At 36.7% G+C, this 12,498-nt stretch carries 8 protein-coding genes; all 8 read right to left on the reverse strand.

From position 1 onward, the window contains the following. The coding region (locus tag BUB45_RS20190; protein WP_425303966.1) for a hypothetical protein at positions 1-1,172 on the reverse strand (1,172 nt) is incomplete at its 3' end. A gap of 764 nt (positions 1,173-1,936) precedes the next feature. Continuing rightward, positions 1,937-2,632, reverse strand: a complete 696-nt coding sequence (locus tag BUB45_RS10695; RefSeq protein WP_073008715.1) for a class C sortase — start codon at positions 2,630-2,632, stop codon at positions 1,937-1,939. Continuing rightward, the gene (locus BUB45_RS10700) at positions 2,629-3,468 is read right to left on the reverse strand and encodes a class C sortase (RefSeq protein ID WP_084723619.1); all 840 of its coding nucleotides are present in this window, start codon (positions 3,466-3,468) and stop codon (positions 2,629-2,631) included. The genes BUB45_RS10695 and BUB45_RS10700 overlap by 4 nt, the downstream gene beginning before the upstream one ends. 180 nt (positions 3,469-3,648) lie before the next feature. Then, complete coding sequence (locus BUB45_RS10705; protein ID WP_073008721.1) at positions 3,649-5,505, reverse strand: SpaH/EbpB family LPXTG-anchored major pilin; 1,857 nt, start codon at positions 5,503-5,505, stop codon at positions 3,649-3,651. An 84-nt stretch (positions 5,506-5,589) separates the two neighbouring features. Further along, complete coding sequence (locus BUB45_RS10710; protein ID WP_073008723.1) at positions 5,590-8,301, reverse strand: SpaA isopeptide-forming pilin-related protein; 2,712 nt, start codon at positions 8,299-8,301, stop codon at positions 5,590-5,592. A gap of 322 nt (positions 8,302-8,623) precedes the next feature. Further along, positions 8,624-9,883 carry an MFS transporter gene (locus BUB45_RS10715; RefSeq protein ID WP_073008726.1) on the reverse strand — a complete coding sequence of 420 codons (1,260 nt, stop codon included), beginning with the start codon at positions 9,881-9,883 and terminating at the stop codon, positions 8,624-8,626. 201 nt (positions 9,884-10,084) lie between these two features. Continuing rightward, positions 10,085-10,972 carry an LpxL/LpxP family acyltransferase gene (locus BUB45_RS10720; RefSeq protein WP_073008729.1) on the reverse strand — a complete coding sequence of 296 codons (888 nt, stop codon included), beginning with the start codon at positions 10,970-10,972 and terminating at the stop codon, positions 10,085-10,087. Between the two features lie 337 nt (positions 10,973-11,309). Further along, complete coding sequence (locus BUB45_RS10725; protein WP_073008732.1) at positions 11,310-12,398, reverse strand: ThiF family adenylyltransferase; 1,089 nt, start codon at positions 12,396-12,398, stop codon at positions 11,310-11,312. Between the last annotated feature and the right edge of the window lie 100 nt (positions 12,399-12,498).

Genomic DNA, 12,498 nt, shown 5'->3' on the forward strand with positions numbered 1-12,498 from the left:
TCAGCATCGGCATCAGCGTCAGCATCAGCATCGGCGTCAGCATCGGCATCAGCATCAGCATCGGCATCAGCGTCGGCATCAGCATCAGCATCAGCATCAGCGTCAGCATCGGCATCAGCGTCGGCATCAGCGTCAGCATCAGCATCAGCATCAGCATCGGCATCAGCATCAGCATCGGCATCAGCGTCGGCATCAGCATCAGCATCAGCATCAGCGTCAGCATCGGCATCAGCGTCGGCATCGGCGTCAGCATCGGCATCAGCATCAGCGTCGGCATCAGCATCGGCGTCGGCATCAGCGTCGGCATCGGCGTCAGCATCAGCGTCGGCGTCAGCATCAGCGTCAGCGTCAGCATCAGCATCGGCATCAGCATCGGCATCAGCATCGGCATCAGCGTCGGCATCAGCGTCAGCGTCGGCATCAGCGTCAGCGTCGGCATCAGCGTCGGCATCAGCGTCAGCGTCGGCGTCTCCATCAGGTAAACCTGTTTCTATCTCATCTTTTGAGACAGCATTATTTAAAACATCTAAGTCAATTAAATCATTGCCACTAATAGCACCAATAAAATCAAGATCCCCATCACCCTCACCAGGTGGAAGTTCTCCTACACCTAAACGACTTAAATCAATAGTCATCGTTAAAGTGAGGTTAGAGAGCACTCCAAGGTTTAATAGACCGCCATCAATGTAAGCACTAATAACTCCCCTTGTAGGGTCAATAAGTAAGTCATTCCCTGTTAATGTCCCTGTTAATGGAAGTATATCTATTCCTAATAAAGAAATCCTTGGAATCTTATAATTTATTTTTATAGCATTCTTAACAGTTGGATCATTTAGCAAGTATCTAAGTTCTTCAGCTATTTGAAATTGAGGCACAAAATCACTTAATGCTCCAACGCTAGCTATAGTAGTACCAGAATAATGTAGCTTTAACTGCCCCGTTCCTTCATCGTATGATGCTTGTAGGTTCGAACTGCCAACTAAATCTATTCCAGCTAGCGCAAGTGGAGACGTACTTTCTGCGTGTACTGTTTTCTTACCATCTACAATAGAAAACTGAATAGGTGAAAAAACAAGTGATGTAGCAAGCAACATACTAGAAAACTGTTTCATTCGTTTAATTCTTTTTTGATTCATTCTTGTCTTATAATCTATATCTTTTTTATGTTTCATCTTTAATAACACCTACCTTTACAATTCAATTTAGACAACATTCGACATTCTTTCAGCTTGCTATACTGAAATGCACAGCCCTCCTTATCAAGATTCGACAAAAAACACAAAACCGCTTCTTTATTTTAATGAGTCAATATCAACAATTTATAAACAGATTTCTATATTCATTTAGAGTTACTCGCATCTACTTTCTACCAAGAACGTCTTTGTCAAATTAATAACTATTAATTTGAAGTGTATAAGAATACAAACGTATTACTTAAAATCCTTTTACAAAATTGGAAACATAGGTGCTATCATTTTTCACTTAGACTTGTCCCGTTCGCATTTTTCAATTCTTGGAAAGGGCATCTTACAGCATCCTATATCCGAGGAACTTCAATGATGTACCCATTGTTTTTCATCACCAGAAAATTAGGTGCCGCTATTCCCTACTAGAGCTTTTTGAAGAACCTCCAAGCTCAATGAAGTGGAATTTTACGACACCTTATATGTGGGAACAGCTAATTAGAATAGCTTTATTTTATTTACAAAACAATAAGAAATGATATACAACATTGTAAAACCACGAAAGTGTAACAACCATAAAATGGTCATGTTACAACTTCACAAGAGGACTAAGTGAGTATGACTGATTAACCAAATAGACTTTAACTAAATTAAAGAGGGATTCCATTTTATTTTTTCCAAATAAGGAACAACAATCTATACCTTTTGCAATACTCTTAAAATTCACTTCACACTATAAAGTAGTAAATAGTTTATTGTTCGTCCTCTTTCACTCTTTCGGCCTGTATTAATAACCTTTCTCTGTCTGTTGGATACGGGTGACAGGTGAATAAAGTAGCTAAATCCCGATTTTTTTGAATTTCAAGTGGGTCCGTTTCATCAGGAGCAACCACTTGTTGACTGTACACACGATAAGTTAACGTATCGGTCATAGTATGGATATAGAAAATGTCACCATCGTTTAATTCATCGACATTACGAAACATGGCTTTCGTTCCCATACCTCGGTGCCCCGCTAAGACGGTATGATTGCTCTCACCACCAACTGGCAATGATGAGCCTTCAATTTGCCCAATCCCTTTATCAAGAGTTTCTTCTGTAGCTCCTAAAAAAATTGGAATCATCTCTCCAAGTTTTGGAATTTCGATAGCCGCAAACACTTCATCGTCGTCTATTCCAAGACAATTTTTAAATTCAGCCAGCTTTTCTTCATTATCAAGAAATGGATCACGAAAACCTGAACTATCATAAAAGATTTCTTTATTACATGCAGAAGCTTTTTCCATAAGCTTGTTTATTTCCTCTTCGGGTTTTTCTTCTAAGTCAGCCTGAAATTGATCAACTTGTTGTTTTTGTAAGTAACTGTTGACGAGTTTGGCTGCATGCGGATATAAAAAAATCAGAATACCTGCTAGAAATAATAAGATGATTGCTTTTTTTCCCTTCATGAGCTTTCCACCTTATTCTTATTTTTACGACGCTTCAACCACCAAACAAGGATTAAAATTACTAATAGGCCTGCACCACCTGCAATATACCAATAGTTAAACGTATCGGTTACTTCTTCTGTTTCTTTCGCCTTTGATTCATCATAGGGTACTCGCTTTCCTTTCACTAGCATCCGGTGAGTATTCAACATATAAGGTTCACATGTTAATAATGTCATGTATTCTTCATTATCTTCTGTCTGTAGCCACTGCGTTTCATGTGGAAGAACAATTTCTACATCATACACTTCATAAGCATATTTTTCGTTCAACACATTAACATAGAATTGATCTCCTTTGCCAAGCTCATCTAAATTACGAAATAATTTCGCACTAGGCAGACCTCGATGAGCGGTGAGTACGCTGTGAGTCCCTTTTTCTCCTGTAGGTAAGGAAGAATTCTCCATATGCCCCACACCACGTGATAATACATCTTCCCCAGTGCCATGATAAATAGGCAGGTTTGAACCTATTTTAGGAATCTCGATACTTCCAATTGCTGGGTCAATATTTAGTGCATCGTAATAACTTTTATTTCCAGCTGCCTTATTTCCCTCCGCCCCTTCTTCTGAGAAAGGATCAACAAAATCGACTTCGGAATTCTCCAATTTTTTATTATGTTCAGCTGCTTTCTTTTTTTCTTGTTTAATTTCCTCTTCATCCATGTTTTCAACTGTCTCAGCATATTCTTTTACTACAGATTGATGTACTTGTGTCGATAAAATGTTACTTATTATAGGATAGGAAAAGACACCCAATCCAACTAAAAATATGATAATAATTATTACTCGCTTCATCATTTTCCCTTCCTATCGTAAATAAATTTTATACTATTGAATGTATTTCACTACAATGGAAATTATGTTTAGCTTATAGATCAAAAAAAATTAAAAAAAAATGATTATTCCTTAGAAAAATATGTAACATGGAAAATAGGAGAAAGAATAATTCTCTCTCCTATTCAACCATTCTTCTAACTAAGCAATAGCTTCTAGCTTTCTACGACGGAAATATAGTGCAAGCGCCATTCCCATTAACGTTAAACCAATAAGTGTGAAAATAATCGTTCCAATACCACCTGTTGTTGGTAGTTCCCAAAGTGACTTCGAGTTTTCAACTTCATAACTCAACTCTTTATTATTTTCTACTTTTACTTCTACAGGTTTTGATAGTAAACGATATGGCTTTTCTTCACCATTTTCTGTAGTATACGTGGGTGCTTTTGTTTCATGAAGCTGATACGTTCCTGGTGTGAGACCAGTAATAGAGAATGTACCATCTTCTCCAGTTACTAAGTTTTCTAATTTGCCATTGAATGCTTCTCCGTTTACTTTAACGACTTCTCCAGCATTAGATGTGTCAATGACATTACCATCCATATCTGTTAATTTAAACTCTGCACCTTTTAGTTTTACATTGTTATCAGAAGCATCCACTTTAATAACGTCTATACCACCTTCTGTAGGTACTACTACTGGTGGTTCTTCTGGATTTGGTGGTTCTATTGGTTCTCCAGGTTCATTTGGTTCATCTGGATCTTCTGGATCGTATGGCTCGTATGGGTCAGGATTGTCTGGATCAGCTGGTCTTGTGTAAGATCCTTTATTGTTATTGAAATGAAGATCAGCCGTATTTTCAATGCCGATTTCGCCTTCTTTTAATTCGGCATCCGGTTTAATTTTTGCTGTAAACGTAATTTTAACGTCCTCACCAGGGGTTAATTGACTCGGATCTTTAATTTCCCAAATTAATGTTTGGCCTTTTTGCTTAAAATCAGCATTGGATTTATTTGTACCTTTAATCTTCCATCCACCATCAATACTACCTTCAGAAACAAACTCTAGACGTTCATCTAAAGTATCTGTCACACCAAGTGCTTTATATTTGTTAATATCTTTTGGTGTTTTAATTGTAAGGTTGTACTTATATTCTTTATTACGATCAAAATCCAATTTCTTTTCGCCATTAGCATCCTTGTCAATTTCAGGAGTATTATAGTTTGTTACTACTCCATTTTCATCGACAATTCCATCGACTGTCGTCCACTCTACTACTATATCTTGTAAATTTTCTCCAGATTTTTTAACTTCAAATGGAATTCTGGTTGTATTTAATGCATATCCTTCTGGAGCTTTCGTCTCTTGGAAATAATACTTTCCTTGTGCTAAACCATCCACTTTAATTTTTCCAGCTTCATTTGTTGTTAGTTCCCCAATCTCATTTCCTTCTTTATCTACAGCAAGGGTACCGTCTTCGTTATATAAGATAAAACTTACACCTGGTAGTGGATTTCCATCTTCATCCTTTTTCACTATTTCCACAGCAGAACGAACGGTTTCATTTTTTGGATATACATGGACATCGTAATTTAATGTCGTGCGATCTTTGTTCGTCATTGGGATATCAACAAAAAATGGATCTGGATTTAAAATAACATTTGCAGGTCCATCTGTTTCTGTTACTTCATAACGACCAAGCTCTAATCCATCACCTTTTGTAAAAACGACTATTCCATCTGCGCCAGTTTGTTTTTCAATCGTTTTCCCATCAGCTACTTCTGTCCACTTATCTGTTTCCGAATTATATTGATGTGTTTGTTTTAACGTAAATGTTACCCCTTCAACTGGATCTCCTTCTGCATTTTGGCCAGGTAAACCTGTTCCAGCTTCACCAGGTGCTGTTCCAGGTTCTTGTTCGAACTTATGAATGGTTAATGACGGATTGTCCTCATCCCCTTTTATTTCCTTGGCAAATGCTGCCTGTGGAAGTAACAAGGATACAATTAAAGTAAAGATTAATGCGATGTTTATTTTCTTTTTTTTCGTTACGTTCATTTAACTTCTCCTCTCATTAATCACACATGAATAATCTTATTTTGATGTTTATAAACATATATAGCTTTAAAATACATTATTACCTTAAAGCGTATTTTCCGTAGATGTTATTTGTTCTTTGGATGTTTGATCTCTTCTTTTTTTTCGTATAAACAGGAGAATGGCTACTAACATTAGCCCAACACCCGATCCATAAAATAGTAACGTTCCAATCCCACCAGTGTCTGGCAAAATCCAACCGTTTTTACTATTTTCTACTTCAATCTCTTCATGAAGGTTTTCGGCAGAAATTTCTACATGGATAGGATTATTTAGCAAACGGTAACCTTCTGGAGCCTTTGTTTCTGTTAGTTCATACTCCCCCCACGACAATTCTTTAAATTCTGCTATACCCGCTTCATTCGTTTGTTGAGATTCTACTATTTCTCCATTAGCATTTTTTAATTCAAAAGTCGCTCCTTGTAAAGTTTCACCGTTTTCATCCACTTTTTGAACCGTTAATGTTCCGAGTTCTTGCTTGTATATATAACGGACAGTCTGCGGATCTTTTTGGAACTTTCCAGTTGCCGGAGCACCTTCCTCGTCTACTTTTACAAATGTATATCCTGAAATTTCCTTTTGCTTCGTCGTGTATGTGTCACCAAGTTTACCAGTGAAAATTTCATTGGAGGCTATCTTATTGCCTTCTTCATCCACATATTCTGCAGTGACATCACCAGCAATCAGATCCGTTTCTTTCACGTAACCAAACCAAACCTTTTCTATTGGATTATCTGCTTTTAAACTTACATGTGTTGGGTTTTCACCTACATGCAATGTATAATCAGTCACATCATTTGCTGTTACTTGATACGTTTCATTAAACTTTAATTCTTGCTGATCATTTTCTTGATGTGCTTCTTCATAAAATTGCTCTGCTAAGGATGGATCAGAAACGACATTACCATTCTGGTCAATCGGATCTCCGTCCACATTTACACGATAACCCTTTTTAATAATTTTTCCTTTATCAATTCCTGCTTCTGGAATTGGAAATGGTTTTGTTTGCGGGTCGCCATTTGGATCCGTATAATTTAGCGGTGTATCTTTGTTCGTTGGATATCGTTCATTTCCTTTTGGGTTTTTATCCCAATCAATAGTCACCTTGTACTTTAACGTGTACGTTTCATTCTCCTTAATATCACCTATATCCCAAGTAAACGTTTCTTTTGCTTCATTCCAATTTACTTCTCCATGACTTGCTGAAAAGTTTTTGCCACTGTAACTGCCATCTTTTACGAGGTTGAACATGTCTCCCATTGGGTCAGTTACAACACTATTACTTGCTGCATAGTGCGACAAATCTGCACTAATTTCAGTAAAAATCTGTTGTAATTCATCTTCCGTTCCTTCATAGTAACCTCTGTTTTGGCTATTTTTTAATACATATATTGCTTCTTCGTAATCGCCCACATCTATGCCGATGGAATATATATCGTTGCCAGAAGTCATAATCTGAACTGCTTCAGAAAGAGTTGCAATTCCATTTGTTCTGACTCTGAACCCATCAAGCCAATATGATTCCCATCCTAAGTAGTAAGATGCTCCAGAACCAATTAGTTCATTATAATTAAAATCAGAGAGCATAAAGTTATATCTATTATTCGGCCATGTATACCCCTCTGCCTTCCCCGCTCTAAAACTAAAGGTCGGTTCACCATCACTTAAAAGGACAATCGTTTTTCTGTCTGCATTACTTCTATTCAGTAATTGTTTTGCTTTATGGAGACCTGCCTGGATATTCGTTGCTCCATCTGGTCCTCCAGTTACACGGATTCGTTCAATCGCCCTTTTCAATACTTGTTTTTCGCTATGGCCTTTAAAATCCACATGTCTGTCTGCTTCTGTACCAAACGGCACTAACGCTATTCTAGTCGTTGCATCTTCTGTTAAAAGATTTTCAACAAACTGTTGTGCAGCCTGTTTAGCTTTATGAACACGACTCCCATACATCGTATTAGAACGATCAAATAATAAAACAACATCTGATTTTTGTTTTAAATTTTTTCCTTGAGCCGTTAATTCTATCTCCCATTCTCCATACTCATCAGTTGATTTTGCCTCTTTTAATAACTTTAATGAGCCTGGATTTGGCCAATTTGTATTTATTTTTGCCATATATTTTGCAGGTGTAGTATACGATGGATACTGCTGTTGCTGCCCCTGTTGTTTTATAGAATCTTTATTTTCAGCTTCTGGTTTTACTGCTTCTTTTTTATTTTTTTCTTTTTCTTCATTCTTTTCTTTTTCTACTTTATTTTGCGATGTTTCTTTGTTCTGTTTTTTCTCAGGTTTCGAACTATCCGGTACTTCCTTTACTTGAAATGAATAATCCTCTTCGAATACTACATTTCCATCTAACTTTCCAGTAATAGCTAAAGCGTTATGAGATTGTTCCAGATTACTTAAAACAAACGCTATTTGTTGCTCGGGTACACCTTTTTCCCCTTTAAGTGTTAACACGTGTTTTTTAGCATTGTAATCTAAAGTAGCTCCTTGTTGTATAGAACGCGTCTTTTCCTCATCATACGTAGCCCCTTTTGGCAGTTTGATTTCAAGCATACTAAATGTGGAAAATTCCGCCTGAACTTGCACAACTACACTCTCTGTAGTTGCCTCCTGATTTGTAAGAATATCTAAGTACGGATCTTTATCGTCTACCTCACCTCCAACTATTGTAGATGTAAACCCTTGTAGCACGAGTACCATAACAATAAAAAACAAAACTACTTTTTTACGAAGAGTTTTTAGTATCAATCTGTTCCCTTCCCTCCTTTCCATTCCTGAAATATTCTAAAGACTCGTTCTAAACAAATATTAAACATTTCAAAATATTAAATCCTCTACACTTTCATCTCCATTTAAAAAATAAGCGTTAAAAAGCCCTACCTAATGATAGGTAAGGCTTTTTAACGCTTATGATTAATCTTTAATTTGAAAAATATGTTTCCGTATTGTAAAAAAAACTTAACTTATCGCCAAATCTTTATAACGAAAACCGTAGTTTTGCTTATACTATAAACCCCAAAATTTTATGCTTTCCTATAATGTAAAGAAAAAAATGTTTTTCAGGTAAAAGTTAATTAATTGATCTTTTAAGGCCATATGTTTCTGGGGTAATATCATTAACTTTTGGGATTCGACGTAATTCTGATAAGATCAACCACACAAATGAAATGGAGAGCATACCGAGACCTCCGATAGCAAATATAATTTGCCCACCGAAAACGGATCCTAGTGTACCACCAATTAAAAAACCTAGAGGCATCGTTATAGAAGACAAGCTTGTAATAACTGAAAAAACCCTTGCTAGTAGTGAACTTGGAATAATACGTTGCCCTGTTGCTGATAGTAGTACTTGTGTAGCACCAAGTGGTATCAGTGATATTCCATACACAATGACAGCGGGTATATCCCATGGAAGAAATGCAGAACTTATCCAAAGTAAGGCACTAAACAAATAAGTTACAATCATCGTCTTGCCTAGTGGAAAAGCACCGACAACGGAGCTTAATAGTGCTCCAATTAAGAATCCAGCAGAAAATGCACCCATAAGAAATCCATAGGTAGTAGATCCACCACGAAAATCTGCGTAGACAGGCATTACCGCCAAAGCGATACCGAAAGAAAAGTTAGCAATAATGGTAGCAATAAAAAACTTACTTATAATGGATTGAAAAACATACTGGAATCCTTCCTTTAGGTCTTTTCCATACTTTTGAAACGCCTGCGTCAGTTTTTGTTTTTCTTGTTTTTCTTTTTCATACGTTTTTAAGACGGGCAATGTCCAAAATAAAAGCAGCCCCACCATAAAAACAATAGCATCTAACAAATAAATGCTAACAGCACCAACTATACTTATAAGTACTCCAGCAATGCCATTAAATGTCATATCAATACCCTGATTAGCAAAAGAAAAGAGAGAATTACCTTTCACCAACTCATTTTGCTTTAATAACTTTGGCAATGCAACCATTTGTGCTGGATACGAGAATTGTTGAATGCAAGATATAACTGGCATAATGATAAGTACCATCCAGACATTTAAATCTCCGGTGTAGTGAGCGATTGGTATAATAAGCACAAGTATAATTTGACATACTTGAGTGATTAGTAAAGTTTTTCGCAAAGACCAGCGATCGATAAATGGTCCAGCCAAAAACTGAAACACATCCGGAATTCTTGTCAAAAACCCAGCTAATCCAGTATAAAACGCCGAATGACTTAACTCATACACCAACCACATTGCTGCAATAGCATACATACTATCACCAATATTTGAAAAGATCTTCCCTAAGAAAAGCTTGGTAAACGATTTGTTTTTTAAAAGTATCCACATCGTAAAAACCCATTTCTACTAATAAAATGACTCTTCAATCAATGGTATTTTTTCATCCACGAACTGAAGTACAACCATTACTAAAAATATAGTCGCCCTTAAAAAGAAATTATTTAAGGACGATGAATTACTCCCCACTACCCATGTTTTTTATAGATAGAATATTTCATAGAGAATATCTTTTTATAAATCCAAGGTTGTCTACTCTATTAAATGATCCCAAAGCCATTGCTCAGGATTTTTAGCGATCCATTCTTCTCCTTGTGCAAATAAGTGTTGTAGAAAGGTGGACTGAGATAATGCGTTGGGATCAAGACTATCTCCAACCATGAAACGAACTTTGTTTTCCTCTTCATTCCAAATGGAACCCAGAGGATATACTTTTGCTGACAGACGCTTGGCAAGCACATAAACACCAATTGGTGCTTTAAATGTCCCACCTAAGAAGGGCACTTCCTCTTCTTCTTGATTAATGCCATATGAAAACTCTGGGAAAATAATACCCGTTGCTCCCCTCATAATAGCTTTAGTAAATTTTAAAGGGCTTGTATGTGAAGGTACAGGAACCATATCTATGGAATCACTGTATGCTGCTTCAAGATATGTAGACATCCATTGCTGAATGATATCTATTTCATCACTATTTACAAGTATTGTTGTTTTATCAAAATAACGTGTAACTAAAGGCATGGACATCGTATGCATACCCATATGAAAGGGAGCAATGATAATACGATTTTTAGAATGAGCGGGTTCTATCGATTTTAATAATCGATCACTCTCCGGTTCAATGATCTGATCATATTGTTTGTTGTATAGGGACAAGGACAAGTATGTCCAAGCAGATTTTCTTTTTTCTGCAAATAAACTATAAGCATGACTAATTTCCTCAGCGCTTTGGTTCAAAGCGGGAAATGACTTGATTACAGGTACATATTTCAATGGATTTAGTGTATTCGAATTCATGTCTGTTTCAACAATGGTTTGCAAAAAAAGATCTGCTAATTGTTGCTCTTCTTTTTTTTGAAAGGGGATATTCTTTAAAATAGAGTGAAATTCCAACAAATTATTAAAGTTTAAGATTGACATGTTATGACCTCCTTCTTTTTTTAAGAGATAAGAAAGTATAAAAGATGCTATGGGATAACCAAATAACCGAATGAGCCACGTCCAGCTCCATCGCCCTGCAACTAGGCAACTTCACGAATCGCCCTACGCTAAGTCATCATCGGTTCGTGCTAAATAGGAAGGAAGACTAAAAACGGGCTTGCCTTAGTGCGTCGACATACCTCTGTTTTAGTGGCATGATTCCTAAAACTTTAGTTGATTCGCTCCACTCGCTACGTTGCTAAACGGGCACCCTGAGCCTTTGTTCACTAAAAGAAATTACATACACTTTACTATACACAGTCAAGCATACTTAAACTTATTTCATAAAACTAGGATAGGACTTTGGTATATTCGCACACCAATCACAATTTTCATTACGTGAACCTGGTCTCCATTTGAATTTTCCAGTTTCTAAATCAAAATCACCCATTCCATTCACAAGTAAAGGCCTTGTTAAATTAGTAATAACAGCTACTGTATCCGAGATGATAAAACTTACAAGAATTTGTATCAGCGGATTAAAAGAACCAGAAATGCCACGGATATGTTGATAAACACGATGCATATCTTTTCTCTCCACCAGCGAATCGTAACATTTCCAACACCCAGTTACTCCCGGAATTACAGTTGTACCTGTACTAGTAGAATGACCATGATAGCCACCTCCAACAATATGCGCAATATTGTTCTTTGTAAGATGGGGCGTGATCCAATCAGCTAATGTATCTACAGAAGGCTCATCCGCACATAATATAACAACCGAGCATGTTTTAAGTTTTTCTAAAATGTTTGCAGAAATATCTTGGGTGATAGGGTCATGCACAGTTTCTATTAACGTTCCATATTGATGATGTAATATATTTTTTAAAACGTTTACTTTCAATTCACCAACAGCGTTTTTAGGATACAATGATTGATGAGTTAAATTGTGAGTGCTTACATTATCATGATCAATTAGAATTAGGGAGGGAATTCCCATTGCCGCTAACTCATGAGCAACTCTACTTCCAACGCCTCCCACACCAATGATTCCTACTCGGCTTGAACACCATGCTTGTTCACTGTCTAATAGCTGATCAAGCGAGGATGTTTGTGCAGCAAGATAACTCCACAATCTACTTTCTCCGGTTAAATTCCAAGGTTGATTACCAGTTAACAAGATTTTATCATTTACTAGAGTTTGTAATGTTTCTACTAGCATTTCTTCTGTAATTTCATTTTGTTCTCCCCAAACGAGAAGTTCTTCAAAATTTCGTGGCTGTTGTAAATAGGTTAAAAAATTTATAAATACACTCATACCTTCATATAGAATGGTTTCTGAACGGTTTAACAATGTACAGATAATTTGTCCCTGTTTCGTTTCTTCTACCTGAACATCAGGCTGTTTTAACCAATATGTCGACACTACAATCCCCCCGTAAAAAGAAGCCAATTCATTTGTAGAATTGGCTTCTTCATTTTAACTAGCATTTTTTTGTCCCAGAAGTATAGCGATCCACGCACTT

It is taken from the genome of Virgibacillus chiguensis (genome assembly GCF_900129865.1).
In the GTDB taxonomy this organism is placed as follows: Bacteria; Bacillota; Bacilli; order Bacillales; family Amphibacillaceae; genus Virgibacillus; species Virgibacillus chiguensis.